The organism is Serratia sp. HRI, assembly GCF_010119335.3.
Classification (GTDB): domain Bacteria; phylum Pseudomonadota; class Gammaproteobacteria; order Enterobacterales; family Enterobacteriaceae; genus Serratia; species Serratia nevei.
The window spans coordinates 3,741,714-3,763,493 of the sequence record NZ_CP083690.1; the positions used below are offsets into that span (position 1 = coordinate 3,741,714).

Below are 21,780 nucleotides of genomic sequence, written 5' to 3' on the forward strand. Positions count from 1 at the left end.
GGCCGGCCGCCGTCTTGCCGCGGCCGGTGATTTTTAATGGGATAGATCACGATGAGCAGCCGTTCCATGCTGGTTTTCGCCGCTATCAGCGGCTTTGTGTTTGTCGCGTTGGGCGCATTCGGCGCGCATGTGCTAAGCGGTACGCTCGGCGCCAACGAAATGGCCTGGATCCGCACCGGGCTGGAATATCAGGGATTCCACACCCTGGCCATCCTGGCGCTGGCGGTCGCGATGCAGCGCCGCGTGAGCCTGTGGTTTTACTGGAGCGGAGCGCTGTTGGCGTTCGGCACCGTGTTGTTCAGCGGCAGCCTCTATTGCCTGGCGCTGTCGCACCTGAAGGTCTGGGTTTATATCACGCCGGTTGGCGGCGTGTGCTTCCTGATCGGCTGGATATTGATGTTGATTGGCGCTTTGCGTCTGAGGAAAAAGGCCGAGCGCCATGAATAAGATTGCGTTGTACTGCCGCCCCGGCTTTGAAAAAGAGTGTGCGGCGGAGATCACCGACAAAGCCGCACAGCTGGAGATTTACGGCTTTGCACGGGTAAAAGAGCACAGCGGTTACGTGCTGTTCGAATGCTATCAGCCGGACGATGCCGACCGCCTGGCGCGGGAAATTCCGTTCCGCGAACTGATTTTCGCCCGCCAGATGATCGTGGTGGGTGAGCTGCTGCGCGATCTGCCGCCGGAAGATCGGGTATCGCCGATCGTCGGCATGCTGATCGGCGTGGTTGACCGTGGCGGTGAGCTGCGGGTGGAAGTGCCGGACACCAACGAAAGCAAAGAGCTGATGAAGTTCTGCCGCAAGCTGACGGTGCCGCTGCGCGGCGCGATGCGCGAGCAGAAGGTGCTGATGGCGCGCGAGAACCCGACTCGCCCGGTGGTGCACGTGTTCTTCATCGCGCCGGGCTGCTGCTACGTTGGTTACTCCTACAGCAACAACAACTCGCCGTTCTACATGGGCATTCCGCGTCTGCGCTTCCCGGCCGATGCGCCGAGCCGTTCGACGCTGAAGCTGGAAGAAGCGTTCCACGTGTTCATCCCCGCCGACGAGTGGGACGAACGCCTGGCCAGCGGCATGCACGCGGTCGATCTGGGCGCTTGCCCGGGCGGCTGGACCTATCAGCTGGTGAAACGCAGTATGATGGTGCATTCGGTGGATAACGGCCCGATGGCGCCGAGCCTGATGGAAACCGGCCAGGTGACGCACCACCGCGCCGACGGCTTCAAGTTCGAGCCGAACAGCAGCAAGATCTACTGGCTGGTGTGCGACATGGTGGAGAAACCGGCGAAGGTGACCAGCCTGATGATTCAGTGGCTGGTGAAAGGCTGGTGCCGCGAAGCGATCTTTAACCTCAAGCTGCCGATGAAAAAGCGCTATGAGGAAGTGTCGCAAAACCTGACGAGCATCCGCGAAGCGCTGGGCGCCGCCGGTATCAGCGTCGAAGTGCACGCCAAGCAGCTGTATCACGACCGCGAAGAGATCACCGTACACGTGCGCCGCATGTGGTCGGCGGTGCCGGGCCGGCGCGACGAGCGCGATTAATCGCGTTAAGCCTGATAAAGGGCGCTGCTTGCAGCGCCCTTATTGTATCGGCAGGCGCAGCTGCTGCAGGTTACCGTCCAACGACAGATCGGTGCGCAGCGTGGCCACCTGTTTGCTGACGTAGGCCTGCTCGCGGTGCTGCTCCAGCTTGCCGCGCCATTTCTCCGGCACCTGCTCCAGGTGCTGATAGAGCCCGTCCAGGCTGCCCGACTGCTGCAACAGCAGCACGGCGGTTTTTGGCCCGATACCCGCCACGCCGGGGATCTTGCTGCTGCCGATCCCCGCCAGCCCCCAATAGTCCGGCAGCTGCTGCGGCTGTACGCCGAATTCCTGTTGCACGAAAGGCATATCCAGCCAGCGTTTCTGGAAGTAATCGCGGATCTGCACGTTCGGCGCCAAAAGCTGACAGTAGCCTTTGTCGGTGGAGACGATGGTCACCTGATGGCCGCCGCCGGCGACCTTGGCCGCCAGCGTAGCCGCCAGATCGTCCGCCTCGTTGCCGGGAGAATGCCAGCTGGCGACGCCCAATTCGGCGAAGGCCTCGCGCAGCTGCGGCATCTCCTGCTGCAGGTTTTCCGGCATCGGCGAGCGCCCGGCCTTGTAGTCCGGCAGAATTTGGTGGCGCCAGCTGTCGCGGCGATCGTCCTCGTCGAAGACCGCCACCGCGTGGGTCGGGCGGCTGTGTTGGATCAGCTGCTGCAGCGCGTGGCGGCAGGCGTTGACGCAAGGGGAGCCCTGCACGGCGTGAATGCGGCGGATGAGGTTCAGGGCGTCGACAATCAGTAGGTGTATCATCATGGGCGGCAAGGTCAGAAAAAACAGGGCGGCCGTTACGCCGCCCGGGATTGAGGGTCAGGCTACGATTTCGTAGCAGGGCACATAGGCGCTACCCGGCAGCTTCATGCGGTGCTGGGCGACAAAGCCCTGCAGCAGGCTGTCCATCTGCTTCATCATCTGCGGTTCGCCGTGCAGCTTGTACGGGCCGAACTGCTCGATGGCATGGATGCCGTTTTCCTTCACGTTGCCGGCCACAATGCCGGAGAACGCGCGGCGCAGCGCGGCGGCCAATTGCTCCGGCGGCTGGTTCGGATACAGATTGAGGTTCGCCATGTTCTCATGGGTCGGCTCGAACGGCAGCTGCAGATCCGGCGCGATGCGGATCGACCAGTTGAAGCTGTAGGCGTCGCCGGTGTTGCGGCGGTTTTCCTTCACCAGCGGCATGGCTTGCTTCATCTGCCGCGCCACTTCCGCCGGATCGTCGATGATGATGGTGTAATGGCGGCGTGCTTCGTCGCCCAGCGTGTTCATGATGAACTCGTCCAGCACGCGGAAGTAGTCGGCGCTCTCTTTTGGCCCGGTCAGGATCAGCGGCAGCACCTGTTCGCTGTTCTCCGGGTTCATCAGGATACCCAGCAGGTACAGCAGCTCTTCGGCGGTGCCGACGCCGCCCGGGAAGATGATGATGCCGTGTGCGATACGCACGAAGGCTTCCAGGCGTTTTTCGATGTCCGGCATGATCACCAGCTCGTTGACCAGCGGGTTAGGCGGCTCGGCGGCGATGATCGACGGCTCGGTCATGCCGATGAAGCGGCTGTTGCGGTAGCGCTGCTGCGCGTGACCGACCGCCGCGCCTTTCATCGGCGCTTCCATGGCGCCCGGCCCGCAGCCGGTGCAGATGTTCAGCTCGCGCAGGCCCAGCTGGCTGCCGACCTTGCGCGCGTACAGGTATTCGTTTTCGTTGATCGAGTGGCCGCCCCAGCACACCACCATATTGGGATCTTCATCCAGATGCAGCGTGCGTGCATTGCGCAGGATCGAGAACACCAGGTTGGTGATGTGGGCCGAGTTTTCCAGGTTCAGGTGCTGGAAGCGGCCGGCGCTGGCGATTTGGCCATGCACGAACAGGATGTCGCGCAGCACGGCGAACAGGTTGGCCTGCAGCGAGCGGATGATGCGGCCGTCGACGAACGCCTCTTCCGGCGGATTGACCAGCTCCAGCTTCACCCCGCGCTCGCGGCGCAGCACGTTGATGTCGAAGGTTTCATAGCGCGACAGCAGCTGCTTGCTGTTGTCGGTTTGGCTGCCGGAGTTCAACACGGCCAGCGAACAGTTGCGGAACAGGCGGTACAGGTCGCTGCTGGCGGTGCGCTTCAGCATGTCTACTTCCAGCTGCGACAATAAATCCATAGAGCCAAGCGGGCTGATGTGTGTAATCAAGGTAACTCCTTTGCACCCGGTGCGGGGCGGTAGTAATCCATACGCAGCAAAACAGCATCTCGTTATGGTTGGCGTGCTGCGGCGAAGCGGGCGCTCTGCCCGGCCGCAGCCTCGTTTTAACCTTACCGCCGTCCCTGTGCTTTTACCAACACAAACCGCTCGTTAGCTCAGTTGTTGAGCAATGTTTCGCACTTATTGGCGCGCCAGGCGGCCGTGCTCGGGGGCGAACGCGACGTTGCTGCGCCACGGGTTGATATCCAGGCCGCCGCGGCGGGTATAGCGAGCGTAGACCGTCAGGCTTTGCGGCCGGCAATAGCGTATCAGATCGTTGAAGATGCGCTCGACGCACTGCTCGTGGAATTCGTTGTGGTGGCGGAAGGAAACCAGATAGCGCAGCAGCGCTTCGCGATCGATCTTGCCGCCGCGGTAGCTTATCTGCACCGAGCCCCAGTCCGGTTGATGGGTGATCAGGCAATTGGACTTCAGCAGGTGACTGACCAAGCGCTCTTCCACCACCTCTTCACCGGCGGCGTTCAGCAGGTAGTCGGCGTTGAACTCATAATTGTCGATGCGGATATCCTGCTGGTCGATGCAATCGCCGGCCAGGCAGGCGATCGGCGTGCCTTGCAGCTGCTCGACGCTGAACAGGGTGACGCTGACCTCGCCCTGGGCGCAGGCGGACAGATCGCGCTGCAGGGTGCTGCGCACCGTTTCCCAATCGGCGAACGGGGTTTGGTTGAAGCTGTTGAGGTACAGCTTGAAGCTTTTCGATTCGATCAGGTTCAGGCTGTCGGCGTTGAGGCTGATTTCACCAACCGCTACCTGCGGCAAGCCGTTGGCGTTCAGCCAGGAGAGCTCGTACAGCGTCCAGATGTCCGCGCCGTGGAAGGGCAGGTTATCGGGATACAAGCCCAGCGGCTCGCGGTTCATGCTGCGCGGCACCGCCTGCAGCAGCGTGGCGTCGTAGCGATCGCGGTAGGCGGTGGGTTTGCCCAGCGTCAGCCCCGACAGGGCCTGGTGGTCTTGATATGAGGACATCTGCTGTCACCTCGGTCAGAGATAGGTACAATGGCCGTCAGTTTAACGTATGCGAGAAAGAATATGGACCATGATGTATCGCACGCTCTGCGTGAATTCACTCAACGCTATGTCGAGTTGTGGCAGCAAGAGCGCGGCCACGCGCCGGCCAGCCAGGCGCTGTACGGCGTGCCGTCGCCCTGCATCGTGGAGAACCGCGAGGACGAAGTGCTGTGGTTGCCGCGGCCTTTCGAACCGGCGGCGACGCTGGAAAAGGTAGAAACCGCGCTGGAGCTGCGTTTGCAGCCGGATGCGCACCGCTTCTACACGCAGCAATACGCCGGCGACATGAGCGCGCAGTTCGGCGAGCATCGCCTGAGCCTGCTGCAGGTCTGGAGCGAAGAGGATTTTATCCGCCTGCAGGAGAACCTGATCGGCCATCTGGTGACGCAAAAACGTCTCAAGCTGTCGCCAACGCTGTTCCTGGCGACCACCGAATCCGAGATGACGATGGTGTCGTTGTGCAACGTCAGCGGCAACGTGGTGCTGGAACAGTTCGGCAGCGATAAACGCACCCTGCTGGCGGCGACGCTGGGGAATTTCCTCGATGCGCTGCGCCCGGTGTTGGACTGAATCGCGACGGATTCGCCGTCACCCGTGTGAGAGATCTCTTACACGGCCTGTGAGAGATCGCTCTTAATTTTTCCCGCCTTTCTCCAGGCTATGAGATTATTGTTATCCAGATCAATTGGTTAGAATTTCTTTAGGATAACTCTTAGTCTTAATTTAGTGTGAGACACCTCCCAAACCCTTGTGATTCCGGGGAATTTAAGCGATCTTATCGTTACCGGAACGGAACCGGCGGAGCAGGAAAGCATCAGGATGATGCAGCTTCAGGAAGAAGAAAGGGATGCGCTCAGGCAAGAGCGAAGGATGGCGTCAGGAGATGCCCAGGATGTTTCAGGATAGAAACCAGGGACACCTCCAGGACGGAGATTGAGAGCCGGCACAGGACTGTCGGCGGGTCAGGAAGGCTGAGGAACCGCGTCAGGATGATGCTGCAGGATGATGCAAGGACCACTTGGTCAGGATGGCCGCAGGAAAAGTTTTCAAGGATTGAGCAGGGAGCACGCTGTGTAGCGGGATAGCTATAAAACGAACCGGGGGCACTGTTAACGCAGTGCCCCCAACTTTTTGTTTTATCCCGCTGCGCGTGCGCCCCGCCTTAATCCCTCTTCAGCGTTAACCAATCGCGCCCAGCGTATCGCCTGCGCCCTGTTTTTTCGGCAGCAGGAACAGCGTGGCGTAGATATCCAGCAGGTAAATCGCCGCCAGCAGGCTGATGGCCGCGGTAAACGACACCTGCGTCACCAGCGCACCGATCACCAATGGCCCCAGGCCGCCGACGCCGCGCCCCAGGTTGAACAGGATGTTCTGCGCGGTGGCGCGCGCCTGCACTGGATAGGTATCGGAAATCAACGCGCCGTAGCCGCCTATCATGCCGTTGACGAACATGCCCATCACGGCGCCGGCGAACAGCATCAGCGTCGGGTCGCTCAACTGGGCGTAGCCGATCACCATCACCACGGCACCGATCTGATAAAGCACGAAGATCTTCCAGCGGGCGAAGCGGTCGGCCAGCATGCCAAACAGCCAGATGCCGAACGTCATGCCGACCACCGTCACCGCCGTCCACAGGCCGGACTTGGTGAGCGAGAAGCCAAAGTTTTTCGCCAGGTAAGTCGGCATCCAGATCATCAGGCCGTAGTAACCGAAGTTCTGCACCGAACAGAGAATGAAGATGCCGATGCTGGCCCTGCTGGTGGCGCGATCCTTAAACAGCAGGCGCAAACGCTGCAGGAAGGAGAGCGGTTGCCCGGCCTCTTTCTGCCGCACGAACGCCTCCGGCTCGCCCAGGGTACGGCGGATCAGGAATGACGCCAGCGCCGGCAGCAGGCCAACCAAAAACATGCCGCGCCAGCCGATGTGTTCCAGCAGCAGCGGCGTCAGGAAGGCGGCCGCCAGCACGCCCAATTGCCAGCCCATGCCGACGTAAGCCGAAGCGCGGTTGCGCTTCTCCGCCGGCCAGGCTTCGGCGATCAGCGCCATGCCGATGCCGAATTCGCCGCCCAGCCCGATGCCCGCCAGGGTGCGATAGGCCAGCAGATCCCAATACCCTTGCGCCACGGCGCACAGGCCGGTGAACAGGGAGAACATCAGAATGGTGATCGTCAGCACCCGGATACGGCCGAAACGATCGCTGAGGTGGCCGAAAATCACGCCGCCCAGCACCGCGCCGATCAGCGTCCAGGTGACCAGAGAACCGGCGGCCGATGAGGTTAATCCCAATTCGATGCTGATGGCCGGCAGCATAAAGCCGAGGATCAGCAGGTCAAACCCGTCCATGGCATAACCGGTGACCGAAGCCAGCATGGCTTTACCGGGCGTCGCGTGGTTTTTTTTCTCTGTTATTACGGACATGAATCTTTATCTGTGTGGTGAACTCGGTGAGCCTATTGTGCCGCGCGGCGGCGAACGCCACCAGATAAAAACGGCGGACTGTCTCAGGCGCGCCGAATTTGGGCTATAAAAATGCTATGCTTTGCCGCCTTTCAGCCAGCGCGCTGAATACCATGATGAAAAGAGATCGGGAATGCAGATGAGTATACATAACCAGGTGCGCCGCAGTTTGCAGGCGATTGAACAATCCATGCGCGATCTGGCGCTGTGGCAGGCTGCGCCGCCTGATCATGAGGCTTTCTCCAGCACCGAGCCGTTCTGCATCGACAGCATGTCGGCCGAAGCCTGGCTGCAGTGGGTGTTCTTGCCGCGCATGTATGCGTTGCTGGACGCCGAAGCGCCGCTGCCGACGCGCTTCGCCATCACGCCTTATTTCGAAGAGGCGTTGAAAGATCGTGAACCGAGCAGCCTGCCGCTGTTGGTGCTGCTGCAACAGCTGGATTTGATGTTGAATAAAGAGCCGTAATTCGCCGGCGGCGCGCAGATTTTTGCCGCCCGGCAGTGTAGAGTACTCGCGCGGATGCCGGGTAGGAGAGCCGACGGCGTCTTTCGGCTCGGTTGAACCACGGCGGTTGACCGGGGGCTGCATTAGGATGATGAGGTGCTGCAATAATGGATTTATTAAGGTTTATCCTGCGTTTGCCTTTTACCCTGGTTAAGGGCGTCTGTCGCCTGCTGGGTGGGGCGTTGTCGCTGTTGGGGCGGCTGCTGAGACCGCTGGTCGGTAACCTCAGCTGGCGTGCGCCGGCCTGGTGGGCTGCGCTGCCGCGCGGTTTCATGCGGCTCGAAAGCGGCGTGGATAAACACCCGAAAGCGATCGGTTTAGGCCTGTTGCTGTTGGCTGGCGCCGCAGGCGGCGCATTTTACGGCTGGCACTGGTGGCAAAACCGGCCTCAGCCTATCGAGCCTGCGCCGATGGTGGTTCAGGAGGTCAGCGCATCGCTTGCCAACCCCGAGCCGATAGATTACGCCGCCGCCCGGCAGGTGCCGCAAACGGTGAGCCTGACCTTCAGCGGGTCGGTCGCGCCGATCGCCGCAGTGGGTAAAACCGTGAGCGCCGGCATCATTCTGAAGCCGACGGCGGAAGGGCAGTGGGCATGGATCAATGAGTCGACGCTGCTGTTCACGCCGAAAAAGCCGCTGCCGATGGGCGCGAAGTATGACGTGACCCTTGAGCCCGCCACCTTGCTGGCGCCGCAGATCAAACTGGCCAAAACCCGCTATGCCTTCACCGTGCCCGCGTTCGATTACCGCCTGGGGCAGGCCGAGTATTACCGCGATCCGCAAGATGCGCAGAAACGCAGCGCGATTTTCAATCTGCAGTTCAACGCGCCGGTCGACGTCGCCAGCTTTGAAAAACAGATTTCGCTGGGGTTGAAAGAAGGCAGCACTTCCTCCGAGAAAAAGCTGAACTTCTCTCTGGTCTATGACGAGAAAAAACTGAACGCCTGGGTGCATTCCGAACCGCTGCAGGCGCTGGATCAGGGCGGCGCTGTGCATCTGACCGTCGGCAAGGGCGTCAAATCGACGGCGGCCGGCAATGCGGTCGAAGAGGCGAAAAGCAACTGGGTTAAAGTCCCGACGCTGTACAGCCTGGCGCTGAGCGACGCCAGTGCACAGGTTGTGGATACCGACGGCGGCCAAGGGCAGCGTGCGCTGGTGGTCGGCTTCAGCGATGCGGTGAAGGATAAAGAGCTGGCGCGAGCCACCAAAGCCTGGCTGCTGCCGCAGCACGATCCGAGCGATGCCGAGACCGCCAACGATGCCGAAGACTTCTATCAATGGACGGTCGACAGCGTCGGTAAAAACGTGCTGGCGCAGGCGACGGCATTGCCATTGACGCTTAACGAGGCGGAAGAGGCCTATCAACCGCAGTTCAGCTTCCGCTTTGAAGCTCCGGCGCACCGCTTCGTGCTGATCGAGATAGACAACCAGCTGGTCTCCGTCGGCGGTTACAAAATGCCGAAGAAGGTTTATCGGGTGGTCGAAGTGCCGGAGTTCCCGAAATCGCTGCAGTTCATGTCCGCAGGCTCGCTGCTGTCGGTCAACGGCGACAAACAGATCAGCGTGGCGGCGCGCAACGTGGCGGGCCTGCGGCTGGACATCAAGCGGGTGATCCCGAGCCAGCTGCAGCACATCGTCTCCTTCAAAAGCCGGGAATATTCGTCCACGGAATTCAACCGGCTCAACGATGAGTATTTCACCGAGCATTTCAAATACCAGACGGCGCTCAATAACGAGCGGCCGGGGGAAGTGAACTATCAGGGCATCGATCTTTCCCGTTATCTCTCCACCAACGCCAGTTCCCATCGCGGGGTGTTCCTGCTGACGCTGTCTGAATGGCAGCCGAACCGGAAACCGGCGGCGGAAGAGGCGGGCGCCGAACCAGAACAGGAACCGGACGAGAGCACCGGGGATGATCAGCCCGACGTCGGCGATTCGCGCTTTGTGGTGGTGACCGATCTGGGCATTGTCGCCAAGAGCTCGCAGGATAAGACGCGCGACGTCTTCGTGCAGTCGATTCAAAGCGGCGCGCCGGTCAGCGGCGCCAACGTGTCGGTAGTGGCCAAAAACGGCGTGACGCTGCTCAGCCAAACCACCGGGGCCGACGGCCACGTGCGTTTCCCGGCGCTCGACGTGTACACCAACGAGCGCCAGCCGGTGATGTTCCTGGTGGAAAAGGAAGGGGATGTTTCCTTCCTGCCGACCGGCAGCTATAACGATCGCGGGCTGGACTTCTCGCGCTTCGATGTCGCCGGTGAACAAACGCCGACCGATCCGCGCACGCTCGGCAGCTACCTGTTCTCCGATCGCGGCGTTTATCGACCGGGGGATACTTTCAATATTGGCCTGATCACCCGCGCCGCCGACTGGCGCGTTGGCCTGGCCGGCGTGCCGGTGCGCGCCGAAGTCCGCGATCCGCGCGACAAGCTGATGACCACCGTGCCGCTGACGCTGGGCGCCAGCGGTTTCAACGAGCTGAGCTATACCACCGATGAAAACTCGCCCACCGGCGAGTGGAACGTCTATCTGTATCTGATCGGCAAAAACAACGATACCTCCACGCTGCTCGGCCATACCGCGGTCAATGTGAAGGAGTTCGAGCCGGATCAGCTGAAAGTGAAGCTGGCGCTGACGCCGAATCGCCAGCAAGGCTGGGTCAAACCGTCCGAGCTGAAGGCCAGCATCGATGTGCAGAACCTGTTCGGTACCCCGGCGCAGGATCGCCGCGTGACCACCAGGCTGACGCTGCGGCCGATGTATCCGAGCTTCGATCGCTTCCCGGATTATGCGTTCTATGAAAACCGGCAAAACAGCGACGGGTTCGAAACCGAGCTGGAAGATCGCACCACCGATGAGCATGGTGTGGCCGATATTCCGCTCGATCTGAAATCCTATGCCGACGCGACCTATCAGCTGCAGCTGCTGTCGGAGGCGTTCGTCGCCGGCGGCGGGCGCTCGGTGGCAGCTACCGCCCGCACGCTGGTCTCGCCTTACGATTACCTGATTGGGGTGAAGGCGGACGGCGATCTGGGCTACATCAACCGCGACGCGGAGCGGCATCTGAACGTGATCGCCATCGATCCGGACCTGAAACAGATCGCCATGCCGAACCTGAAGCAGGTGTTGATCGAGCAGAAATACATTTCGGTGCTGACCAAACAGGATTCGGGCGTTTACAAATACCAGTCGAAGATGAAGGAAGTGCAGCTGTCGGAACAGCCGCTGGCACTGAGCGAGCAGGGCGCGGATCTGCGGCTGGCGACCGATAAGCCGGGCGACTTCGTGCTGGTGATTGAAGATGCGCAGGGCAAGACGCTCAACCGCGTCGCCTACAGCGTGGCCGGTAACGCCAACCTGAGCCGTTCGCTGGATCGCAACGCCGAACTGAAGCTGAAACTGAACCAGGCGGAATATCAGCCGGGCGAGGAGATCGAGGTGGCGATCAACGCGCCTTATACCGGTAGCGGCTTGATCACCATCGAGAAGGACAAGGTTTACGCTTGGCAGTGGTTCCACAGCGACACTACCAGCTCGGTGCAGAAGATCCGCGTGCCGGCCGGCATGGAGGGCAACGGCTACATCAACGTGCAGTTCGTGCGCGACATCAACTCCAGCGAAATCTTCATGAGCCCGCTGAGCTATGGCGTGATGCCGTTCAAGATCAGCACACAGGCGCGCCAAAACAGCCTTGAGGTGACGGCGCCGGAGGTCATCAAGCCGGGTGAAAACCTGACGATGACGGTCAAGACCGACGCGCCGCAGCAGGTGGCGCTGTTTGCCGTCGATGAGGGCATTCTGCAGGTGGCGCGCTACCGCCTGAAGGATCCGCTGGAGTTCTTTTTCAGCAAGCGTGAACTGAACGTGAGCAGCTCGCAGATCCTCGACCTGATCCTGCCGGAGTTCAGCAAGCTGATGGCGCTGACCGCGGCGCCGGGCGGCGATGCGGGCGAAGGGCTGGATCTCAACCTCAACCCGTTCAAGCGCAAACGCGACAAGCCGGTGGCCTATTGGTCCGGCATTACCGAGGTCAGCGGCGAGAAGCAGTTCGTCTACCCGGTGCCGGACTACTTTAACGGCAAGATCCGCGTGATGGCGATTTCGGTGACGCCGGAGAAAATCGGCAAGGCGCAAACCGCCGCCACGGTGCGCGACAACTTCATTATGACGCCGAACGTGCCGGCGATGGTAGCGCCGGGCGACGAGTTCGACGTCAGCGTGGGCGTCAGCAACAACCTCGAAGGGCTGAACGGCCAGTCGGTGGCCATCAACGTTCTGTTGACGCCGCCGCCGCAGTTGGAAGTGGTGGGCAACGCGACGCAAAGCCTGACGCTGGCGGAAAAACGCGAGGGTGTGATCGCTTTCCGTCTGCGCGCCAAATCCGCGCTGGGCGATGCACCGCTGGTGTTCGACGCCCGTTACGGCGACCAGGCCAGCCGCCGCACCGTCAGCACCTCGGTGCGGCCGGCGGCGCCGTACCGCACCCAGTCGGTGATGGGGCGTATGAGCGGCAGCAGCCAGAACGTCGATGGCCTGCGCCAGATGTTCGACGCTTTCGCGCAGCGCCGGGCGGCGGTGTCGAATTCGCCGCTGGTGCTGACCCGCGGGCTGGCGCAATACCTGGCGGATTATCCGTATTACTGTTCCGAGCAGATCGTCAGCCGCTCCATTCCGCTGATGCTGCAGAGCCGCCACCCAGAGATGAAAAGCAGCCTGAGCCAGGCGGAAGTCAGCAAGCAGCTGCGCAACCTGCTTGGCGTGCTGCGCGCGCGCCAGAACGACAGCGGGGCGATCGGCGCCTGGCGTTCGTCGCCGGATGCCGATCCTTTCGTCACGCCTTATGTGGTGCAGTATCTGCTCGAAGCCAAAGCGGCGGGCTACGCCCTGCCGGAAGGCATGCTGGACGAGGCCAACGGCGCGTTGCGCGAGCTGGCGGCCAGCGGATTCGACGATCTGTATCTGCTGCGCCTGCGCAGCTGGGCGGTTTACCTGCTGACGCTGCAGGGCGAAGTGACCACCAACTCGCTGGCGGCGGTGCAGGATACGCTGCAAAAACGCTATGGCGAAGGGTGGAAAACCGATCTGAGCGCGCTGTATCTGGCCTCTTCTTATCGGTTGTTGAAGATGGACGACGAAGCCGCCGCGCTGTTGCAACCCAGCTGGCAGCAGCTGAGCAAGGCGTATGACAGCGCCTGGTGGACGCAGAACTATTTCGATCCGCTGGTGCAGGATGCGACGCGGCTGTATCTGATTACCCGTCACTTCCCTGAGAAGGTGGCGTCGATCCCGCCGCAGGCGCTGGAGAATATGGTCAAGGCGCTGAAAGAAGAGCGTTACACCACCTACTCCTCCGCAATGAGCATTCTGGCGCTGGAAAGCTACTCGACCCAGGTGGCGGCGCAATCCGCCAATGCGGATGCCTTGGGCATCGTGCAGGTAGGCAAAGCCGGCGGCGAGCCGCAGCGCATCAGTGAGCTGCAGGGGTTGTTCGTGCAGGGGCAGTTCAACGCCGATGCTACCGTCGTGCGCTTCACCAACGGCGGCAATGCGCCGGCCTGGTATGTGGTGACGCAGGCCGGTTACGACCTGAATGCGCCGCAAAAAGCGCTGTCGCGCGGGATTGAGATCGTTCGCGATTACACCGACGAACAGGGCAAACCGGTGACGCAGGTGACGCTGGGGCAGAAGATCAACGTCCATCTGAAGGTGCGCGCCAACTCGAAAGAGGGGCAGAGCAACCTGGCGATCGTCGATCTGCTGCCGGGCGGGTTCGAAGTGGTGCAGCAGACGCCGCCGGAACCGGCCGACGCCGGCGAGGAGAGCGAAGACCGCGGCGGTTGGCAGTCGCCGCTGGCCGCTACCGGCTCCACCTGGGCGCCGGATTACAGCGATATCCGTGAAGATCGGGTGATTATCTACGGCAGCGCCGGCACCGAGGTGCAGGAGTTCGTCTATCAGATCAAGGCCACCAATACCGGCAGCTTTATTGTTCCACCGGCCTACGGCGAAGCCATGTACGACCGTGAAGTACAGGCGATGTCGGCCGGCGGCGGCAAGCTGGTGGTGGTGCCGGCGGGCAACGACTAGGCCGGATCCGGCGCCAGGCCAGCGTCTGGCGCCGGGGTGGTGAGAACGTATGAAGATCCTGACCGGGCGCGTGCTGCAAAACGGCTTGATGGCGGCGTTTTTACTGGCGCTGCTGCTGACCGCGATTCGGCTGTGGCCGCATCCGCCCCTGTGGCAGGGGCTGCCGCAGTCTTCCGTCTATTACGACAGGCACGGCGCGCTGCTGCGCATCACGTTGGCCAACGACGACCGCTACCGCCTGTGGACCCCGCTGGAGCAGGTGTCGCCGCTGGCGGTGCGCGGGCTGCTGCTGCACGAAGACCGCTGGTTCTACTACAACCCCGGCTTTAACCCCGTCAGCCTGATGCGTGGCTTCTGGCGCAGCTATGTCGCCGGCGGAAAAATGCAGGGCGGGTCGACCATCAGCATGCAGCTGGCGCGTATGCGCTGGCATCTCAACACCCGCACGCCGGGCGGCAAGCTGCTGCAGGTGCTGCGCGCGGTGCAGCTGGAGCTCAGCTACTCCAAGCACGATATCCTGGAAGCCTACCTGAATTATGCCCCCTACGGCCGCAACATCGAAAGCATCGGCGCTGCCAGCCTGATCTATTTCGCCAAGTCGCCGAAGGATTTGACCCTGCCGGAGGCGCTGACGCTGGCGGTGCTGCCGCAGTCGCCCAGCTACCGTCTGGAGCCGAAAACCGGCGTGCTCGGCGCTGCATTGACGCAGGCGCGCAACCGTCTGTTCCAGCGCTGGCAGCGGGTTTACCCCACCGACGCCAGCCAGCAAACGCTGTTCCGCCTGCCGCTGGCGCTGCGGCAGCCTGAGCAAGTGCCCTATATCGCGCCGCACTTTATCGAGCAGCTGCGGCTGCAGACGCAGCAACTGGTGCAGCGCGATACGCGCGTCGATACCACGCTGGACGCCGGGTTGCAGCGGCTGGTCGAGCGGCAGGTCAACGCGTTTATCGCCCGCAACCGCAGCCGCGGCATCCAAAACGCCGCGGTGCTGCTGGTGGACAGCCGCGATATGGGGGTGCGTGCGCTGGTGGGATCGGCGGACTATTACAATCGGCCGATCCAGGGGCAGGTGAACGGTACCAACGCCAAGCGCTCGCCGGGTTCGACGCTGAAGCCGTTCATCTACGCGCTGGGCATGGAGCAGGGCGTGCTGCATCCGATGACCATCCTGAAAGACGTGCCTTCGTCGTTCGGCGCCTATGCGCCGGAAAACTTCGACCGGCGCTTTCTCGGCCCGGTGACCGCCACCGATGCGCTGAATTTCAGCCGCAACATTCCGGCAGTGTATGTCGCCTCGCAGCTGCGCCAGCCGACCTTTTATCAGTTTTTGCGTCTGACCGGCGTGGCCAATATGGCCAGCGAGAGCCACTACGGGCTTTCGCTGGTGCTGGGCGGTGGCGAGGTGACGGCGCAGGAATTGGCGAAGCTGTATGCGCTGCTGGCGAACCGCGGCGAGCTGCGGCCGCTTCGTATGCAGCTGAACGAGACTGAATCGACGCCGGTTCGGCTGCTGAGCGAGGAGGCCAGTTTCATTACGCTGGATATGCTGCGCCAGCATCGGCGGCCGGGCGATACGCTGGCACAGCGTTCTTCTTCGCTGCCGGTGTACTGGAAGACCGGCACCTCCTGGGGCTTTCGCGACGCCTGGAGCGTCGGGATTTTCGGCCCTTACGTGCTGGTGGTGTGGGAAGGCAACTTCGACGGGCGCGGCAACAATGCGTTGGTCGGCGCCGAGGCGGCCGCGCCGCTGTTCTTCAATATCATCGACAGCGTCAACGCCAGCTACCCAGGCCTGCGGGAACCGAAGCACCCGTTCCCCCAACGGCTGCGGAGGGTGGACATTTGCCTCGCCAGCGGCGATCTGCCAACGCCGTGGTGCCAGCAGAAGGGCAAGACCTGGTTTATTCCCGGCAAGTCACCGATCAAGGTCGACAGCGTTTACCGGCCGGTGGTGCTGGATATTCACAGCGGCGAGGTCGTCTGCCCGCCGTATGACGCAGCGCAGACCCGCACCGAAATTTTTGAGTTCTGGCCTTCCGATTTGGCCAACGTATTCGCCCAGGCCGGGCTGCCGAAGCAGGCGCCGCCGGTCAACCGCTGCAAGGACAACGGTGTCGCCGTCGGCGGCAACGCGCCGCGCATCACTTCGCCGCTGAAAAATACCACCTATACCCTGCGCCAGTCGCAGCAGGGGCGGGATAAAATCGCCTTCAACGCGGTGACGGACGCCGACAGCAAGACGGTGTACTGGTTCGTCGACGATATCTATCTCGGCAGCAGCGCCAGCAAAAAGCCGATCGACTGGCGGCCGATCAACAACGGGCGCTACCGCATTCGGGCAGTGGACGATCGCGGCCGCGCCGATACGCGTCTGGTGACCATCGAATGGGTGAACTAGCGCTGAGCCGCACGCCTGTTATACTCGCGCCCGAAACGGCTATTTACCTGGGAAAGCGATGTGATAGAGATTTTGTATCAGGATGAACACCTGGTGGCGGTGAACAAGCCGTCGGGCTGGTTGGTGCACCGCAGTTGGCTGGACCGTCATGAAACTCGCTTTATGATGCAGACGGTGCGCGATCAGCTCGGGCAGCACGTCTTTACCGTGCACCGTCTCGATCGCCCGACTTCCGGCGTATTGCTGATGGCGCTCTCCAGCGAGGTGGCGCGCCTGCTGTCGCAGCAGTTCGAGCAGCATCAGGTGCAGAAAACCTACCATGCGGTGGTGCGCGGCTACGTGCAGGAGGGGGCGACCCTCGACTACCCGCTGACGGCGGAGCTGGACAAAATCGCTGATAAACATGCCGATGCCGATAAGGGGCCGCAGCCGGCGGTGACACACTACCGGCCGCTGGCACAGGTAGAGATGCCGGTGGCCGTCGGCCGCTACGACAGCGCGCGGTACAGCCTGGTGGAGCTGCAGCCGGAAACCGGCCGCAAGCACCAGCTGCGGCGCCACATGGCGCATCTTCGCCATCCGATCATCGGCGACAGCAAGCACGGCGATCTGCGGCAGAACCGCGGTATGGCGCAGCATTTCGGCTGCCCGCGCCTGATGCTGCACGCCAGCCATCTGCAGCTGACGCACCCGGTGACCGGCGAGCCGCTGCGGGTGACGGCGCGCTGGGACGAAGACTGGCAAGGGGTGATGGCGCAGTTCGGCTGGGCGGGGGTATTCCCTGAACTTGCCGGGGTTGAGTTTAGCGCGGCTAACGGTCAGGATAGCTGACAATTTTTAAAGGTAATGAAGGGAGTAGGAGCCATGGCTCAGGTTGGTATCTTCGTGGGAACGGTCTACGGCAATTCGCTGCTGGTGGCGGAAGAAGCGCAAAACATCCTCAGCGAGCAGGGCCATGAGGTCAAACTGTTCGAAGAGGGCACGCTGGAGGCCTGGCAGTTTTATCGTCAGCACTACGCGCTGGTGATCACCTCCACCACCGGGCAGGGCGATCTGCCGGACAGCATCGCGCCTCTGTTCCACGCCATTCGCGATCGGGTCGGCTACCAGCCGGAGCTGCGCTATGGGCTGATCGCCCTCGGCGACAGCAGCTATGACAACTTCTGCGGCGCGGGGCGCGCATTCGACGCGTTGCTGCAAGAGCAGGGCGCCACCCGCGTTGGCGAAGTGCTGGAGATCGATGCGATGGAACAGCCGGAGCCGGAAGTGGCTGCCTGCCCGTGGGTCGAGCAGTGGGGCACGCTGCTGCAATCGTAAAGTAAAAAGGCGCCGCGAAAGGGCGCCTTGGCGATGATGAGGGTCAACCGATCCGCATTATTTGCCGCGGGTGAGTTTTTCCAGATCGGCTTCGATCTCGGCAATCTTGTGCGACACCACGCCTTCGAGATGGCGCAGGTCGTCGAGGATTTTACGCTTCAGATCCACTTCCACCTGATCGCGCTGGCACAGCTGATCCAGTTCGTCGATCACGTAGCGCAGGTTCGGGTTGATCTCGTGAATTTCCTTGTAGCCCTGGCCGGCGTTGTCCGCCACCACGGTTTTACGCTGGCGCGGGTACTTGAACTTCACGCTCTTGGCGAAGAACTCGCCCTTATCTTTGCGGAAATAGATCTTGAGGATGTCGTTGTTGGCCTCTTGACGCAGGCTATAGCGATCGACGTCTTCCGGTTGATTGATGCCCAAACTCTTCAAGTTATCGTACATACTGCGCCCTCTTTAGATGTGATCGTTATATTCCACGACTGCGATTATGGCGGAAAGCGAGATCTGCGACTGTGACTGCCAGCGAAACGCAGACAAAAAAATAGCGGGTGAATCACCCGCTATTTCAATTTAGTCGATAGTGCGCAATAACTCATTAATACCGACTTTACCGCGCGTTTTAGCGTCGACCTTCTTGACGATCACCGCGCAGTACAGGCTGTAAGAACCGTCTTTCGACGGCAGGTTACCGGAAACCACCACCGAACCCGCCGGCACGCGGCCGTAATGGATTTCGCCGGTCTCGCGGTCATAGATGCGGGTGCTCTGGCCGAGGTATACGCCCATCGAAATCACCGAGCCTTCTTCCACGATCACGCCTTCCACCACTTCGGAGCGCGCGCCGATGAAGCAGTTGTCTTCGATGATGGTCGGGTTGGCCTGCAGCGGCTCCAGCACGCCGCCGATGCCGACGCCGCCGGACAGGTGAACGTTTTTGCCGATCTGCGCGCAAGAACCGACGGTGGCCCAGGTGTCGACCATGGTGCCTTCGTCGACGTAGGCGCCGATGTTAACGTAAGACGGCATCAGCACGGTGTTGCGAGCGATGAACGCGCCCTGGCGCACGGTGGCCGGCGGCACGACGCGGAAGCCTTCCTTCTGGAAGCGCGCTTCGTCGTAGTCGGCAAACTTCATCGGCACCTTGTCGTAGTAGCGGGTTTCCGCGCCGTCCATCACCTTGTTGTCGTTGATGCGGAAAGAGAGCAGCACGGCTTTCTTCAGCCACTGATGGGTGATCCATTGACCGTCGATCTTCTCGGCGACGCGCAGGGCGCCGCTGTCCAGCAGGCCGATCACCTGGTTTACCGCTTCGCGCGTTACGGTGTCTACGTTCGCCGGGGTGATGTCCGCACGGCGCTCGAAGGCGCTTTCAATAACGTTCTGTAATTGCTGCATGCTGTTCTCTTTCCTGATGTTGTCGGTAAAAAGTTACTTGTATCACATTTTATCGTTTGGGGTGAGGGCCTCTGTCAACCGTTGCTCCAACTTTCTGCGCGTTTCCTGATCGAGCGCGCGTCGCTCGCCGTCGGCCAGGATAAACAAGTCCTCGACCCGCTCGCCGATGGTGGTAATGCGCGCGCCGTGCAGCGACAGCCCTAGGTCGGCGAACACTTCGCCCACCCGCGCCAGCAGGCCGGGCTGGTCGAGTGCGATCAGCTCCAGGTAGCTGCGGCGATCGGTGTGGGTCGGCAGGAAGGTCACCTCGGTCGGCACGCTGAAGTGACGCAGCTTGGAAGAAGGCCGGCGCACGCGCGGCGGCTGGTACTCCCGCTGGGTGATGGCCTGCAGCAGCGCCTGGCGGATCGCCGCGTGGCGATCCTGCGCCAGCGGGCTGCCGTCCGGCTCCAGCACGATAAAGGTGTCCATCGCCATGCCGTCGCGGTTGGTGAAGATCTGCGCGTCGTGCACGCTCAGGTTGCGGCGATCCATCTCGCCGGCGACGGCGGCGAACAGGTAGGGGCGATCCGGGCTCCAGATAAAGATCTCGGTGCCGCCGCGCGTCGCCTGGCGGCTGACCAGCACCAGCGGCTGGGTGGAGTCGTGGGCCAGCAGGTGACGGGCGTGCCAGGCCAGCTGGTTCGGCGAGTGGCGCAGGAAATAGTCGGCGCGGCAGCGGCTCCAGATGCGGTGCAGCGCCTCTTCGTCGATGTTGTCCATGCGCAGCAGCGCCAGCGCCTGCAGGCGGTGATGGCGCACGCGTTCGCGTAGATCCGGGCTGTTCTGCATGCCGCGGCGCAGCTGCTTCTCGGTGGCGAAGTACAGCTCGCGCAACAGGCTCTGCTTCCAGCTGTTCCACAGGGTTTCGTTGGTGGCGCAGATATCCGCCACCGTCAGGCACACCAGGTAACGCAGGCGGGTTTCGCTCTGCACTTCGCTGCTGAACTGCTGGATCACCGTCGGATCCTGGATATCGCGGCGCTGCGCGGTGACCGACATCAGCAGGTGCCAGCGAACCAGCCACGCCACCAGTTGGGTTTCGCGCGAGTTGAGGCCGTGCAGTTCGGCGAACTCCACCACGTCTTCCGCGCCGAGGATCGAGTGATCGCCGCCGCGCCCTTTGGCGATATCGTGGAACAGCGCCGCCAGCAGCAGCAGTTCCGGATGCGGCAGGCGCGGGTACAGCTCCACGCACAGCGGATGGCGCGGCCGGGTTTGCGCATCGGCGAAGCTCTCCAGCTTTTGCAGCACGCGGATGGTGTGTTCATCGACGGTATAAGCGTGGAACAGGTCGAATTGCATCTGGCCGACGATCTTGCCCCACTGCGGCATATAGGCCCACAGCACGCTATGACGGTGCATCGGCACCAGCGCGCGCGAGACCGCGCCGGGGTGGCGCAGAATGGCCATAAACAGATCGCGCGCTTCCGGAATGGTGCACAGCGGCTGTTTCAGATGGCGGCGGGCGTGGCGCAGCTGGCGCACGGTGGTGGAATAAATGCCCTTGATCTCGCGGTTGCGCACCATCAGGTAGAACATGCGCATGATGGCCTGCGGCTCGCGGATGAACAGCGTTTCGTCGCGCAGATCGATCAGATCGCCGCGCAGCTGGAAATCGTCGTTCAGCGGGCGCGGCTTCTCGGTGGCATCCAGCGCCAGGATGGCCTCGTCGAACAGCTGCAGCAGCATGTGGTTCAGCTCGCTGACGCGCCGCGTCATGCGGTAGAAGTCTTTCATCATGCGCTCGACCGGCTCGTTGCCTTCGCCTTCATAGCGCAGCAGCTGCGCCACGCTGAGCTGGCGATCGAACAGCAGGCGGTTGTCGTAACGCGGCAGCACCAGGTGCAATGCGAAACGGATGCGCCACAGGAAGCTCTGGCACTCGTTCAGCTCGTTGCGCTCGGCCTGGGTGAGGAAACCGAAGCCGACCATTTCGTCCAGCGAGGTGGCGCCGAAGTGGCGCCGCGCCACCCACAGCAGGGTGTGGATGTCGCGCAGGCCGCCGGGGCTGCTTTTGATATCCGGCTCCAGGTTATAGCTGGTGCCGTGGTAGCGCTGGTGGCGCTCCTGCTGTTCGTTGACCTTGGCGTGGAAAAACTGCGGCGAGGGCCAGAAGCCGTCGCTGAAGATATGTTTTTGCATCTGCAGGAACAGCGCGACGTCGCCACAGATCATGCGCGATTCGATCAGGTTGGTGGCCACGGTCAGATCCGCCAATCCCTCCAGCAGACATTCTTCCAGGGTGCGCACGCTGTGGCCCACTTCCAGCTTGAGATCCCACAGCAGGGTGATGAATTCGCCGACCCGCTGCGACTGCTGTTCCGTCAGCCGGCGCTGGCTGAGCACCAGCACGTCGATGTCCGACAGCGGGTGCAGCTCGCCGCGGCCGTAGCCGCCGACCGCCACCAATGCGGTTTCCGGGATATCTTCGAAGCCGTAGAAGGTCCACAGCCGGCGCAGCAGGCGATCGATGAAGTCGCTGCGCGCCGCCACCAGGCTTTCGGCGCTGGCGCCGGCGTCGAACGCTGCCGCCAGCCACAGCTGGAACTGCTCCAGCCGCTGTTTCAGCACCGGACAGGTGAGCTCGTCGTTGCCGTAGGTGCTGGGGGAGGCGGGCGGCATCGGCACGGCCGGGGCCGCTTGTTGAAGGAGATTGTCAGACATAGTGCGCAGCCCATAAAAAAGGCCGGCAAAAGCCGGCCTGGTGATATTCTGCACGCGGCGTTCGCCGCGGTGC

The 21,780-nt window shown here is 62.1% G+C and carries 15 protein-coding genes; 8 read left to right on the forward strand and 7 right to left on the reverse strand.

Annotated features, from left to right (window positions below; translation table 11 throughout):
• The first annotated feature begins 51 nt into the window (after positions 1–51).
• Positions 52–447: a DUF423 domain-containing protein gene (locus tag GF111_RS17895; RefSeq protein WP_004931896.1), complete on the forward strand. Its 396-nt coding sequence runs from the start codon at positions 52–54 to the stop codon at positions 445–447.
• Complete coding sequence (gene rlmM, locus GF111_RS17900; protein ID WP_047729979.1) at positions 440–1,543, forward strand: 23S rRNA (cytidine(2498)-2'-O)-methyltransferase RlmM; 1,104 nt, start codon at positions 440–442, stop codon at positions 1,541–1,543. The genes GF111_RS17895 and rlmM overlap by 8 nt, the downstream gene beginning before the upstream one ends.
• Before the next feature lie 39 nt (positions 1,544–1,582).
• Here rlmM and xni read toward each other — a convergent pair whose 3' ends face one another.
• From xni to queF, 3 genes are all read right to left on the reverse strand, one after another.
• The gene (xni, locus tag GF111_RS17905; RefSeq protein WP_147190246.1) at positions 1,583–2,341 is read right to left on the reverse strand and encodes a flap endonuclease Xni; all 759 of its coding nucleotides are present in this window, start codon (positions 2,339–2,341) and stop codon (positions 1,583–1,585) included.
• Between the two features lie 54 nt (positions 2,342–2,395).
• Positions 2,396–3,760 carry a nucleotide 5'-monophosphate nucleosidase PpnN gene (gene ppnN, locus GF111_RS17910; RefSeq protein WP_038878760.1) on the reverse strand — a complete coding sequence of 455 codons (1,365 nt, stop codon included), beginning with the start codon at positions 3,758–3,760 and terminating at the stop codon, positions 2,396–2,398.
• A 192-nt stretch (positions 3,761–3,952) separates the two neighbouring features.
• A complete protein-coding gene (queF, locus tag GF111_RS17915) occupies positions 3,953–4,798 on the reverse strand; it encodes an NADPH-dependent 7-cyano-7-deazaguanine reductase QueF (protein WP_110611522.1) in 846 nt (281 codons plus the stop codon).
• A gap of 63 nt (positions 4,799–4,861) precedes the next feature.
• Here queF and syd point away from each other — a divergent pair, with 63 nt between their 5' ends.
• Positions 4,862–5,410, forward strand: a complete 549-nt coding sequence (gene syd, locus GF111_RS17920) for a SecY-interacting protein (protein ID WP_038878762.1) — start codon at positions 4,862–4,864, stop codon at positions 5,408–5,410.
• Positions 5,411–6,019: 609 nt separating this feature from the next.
• On the opposite strand, the gene GF111_RS17925 is transcribed toward syd, so the two are convergent.
• Entirely contained in the window at positions 6,020–7,258 is a 1,239-nt protein-coding gene (locus tag GF111_RS17925) for an MFS transporter (RefSeq protein WP_038878764.1), read from the reverse strand.
• A 178-nt stretch (positions 7,259–7,436) separates the two neighbouring features.
• On the opposite strand from GF111_RS17925, the gene GF111_RS17930 reads away from it, so the two are divergent.
• From GF111_RS17930 to GF111_RS17950, 5 genes are all read left to right on the forward strand, one after another.
• Complete coding sequence (locus tag GF111_RS17930; protein WP_033638567.1) at positions 7,437–7,763, forward strand: YqcC family protein; 327 nt, start codon at positions 7,437–7,439, stop codon at positions 7,761–7,763.
• A 146-nt stretch (positions 7,764–7,909) separates the two neighbouring features.
• Positions 7,910–13,885 (forward strand): MG2 domain-containing protein, encoded by a 5,976-nt coding sequence (locus GF111_RS17935; RefSeq protein ID WP_038878765.1) that lies wholly within the window; start codon positions 7,910–7,912, stop codon positions 13,883–13,885.
• Positions 13,886–13,934: 49 nt separating this feature from the next.
• A complete protein-coding gene (gene pbpC / locus GF111_RS17940) occupies positions 13,935–16,283 on the forward strand; it encodes a penicillin-binding protein 1C (RefSeq protein ID WP_147190248.1) in 2,349 nt (782 codons plus the stop codon).
• Between the two features lie 60 nt (positions 16,284–16,343).
• Positions 16,344–17,114: a tRNA pseudouridine(65) synthase TruC gene (gene truC / locus GF111_RS17945; protein WP_033654120.1), complete on the forward strand. Its 771-nt coding sequence runs from the start codon at positions 16,344–16,346 to the stop codon at positions 17,112–17,114.
• Positions 17,115–17,147: 33 nt separating this feature from the next.
• On the forward strand, positions 17,148–17,600 hold the full coding sequence (locus GF111_RS17950) for a flavodoxin (protein WP_047729983.1): 453 nt from the start codon (positions 17,148–17,150) through the stop codon (positions 17,598–17,600).
• A 57-nt stretch (positions 17,601–17,657) separates the two neighbouring features.
• Here the strand turns inward: GF111_RS17950 and GF111_RS17955 are convergent, their stop codons facing one another.
• From GF111_RS17955 to glnD, 3 genes are all read right to left on the reverse strand, one after another.
• Positions 17,658–18,047 (reverse strand): DUF3461 family protein, encoded by a 390-nt coding sequence (locus tag GF111_RS17955; protein ID WP_004931929.1) that lies wholly within the window; start codon positions 18,045–18,047, stop codon positions 17,658–17,660.
• 129 nt (positions 18,048–18,176) lie between these two features.
• Positions 18,177–19,001 (reverse strand): 2,3,4,5-tetrahydropyridine-2,6-dicarboxylate N-succinyltransferase, encoded by an 825-nt coding sequence (gene dapD, locus GF111_RS17960; protein ID WP_047729984.1) that lies wholly within the window; start codon positions 18,999–19,001, stop codon positions 18,177–18,179.
• Positions 19,002–19,043: 42 nt separating this feature from the next.
• The gene (gene glnD / locus GF111_RS17965) at positions 19,044–21,707 is read right to left on the reverse strand and encodes a bifunctional uridylyltransferase/uridylyl-removing protein GlnD (protein WP_047730854.1); all 2,664 of its coding nucleotides are present in this window, start codon (positions 21,705–21,707) and stop codon (positions 19,044–19,046) included.
• Between the last annotated feature and the right edge of the window lie 73 nt (positions 21,708–21,780).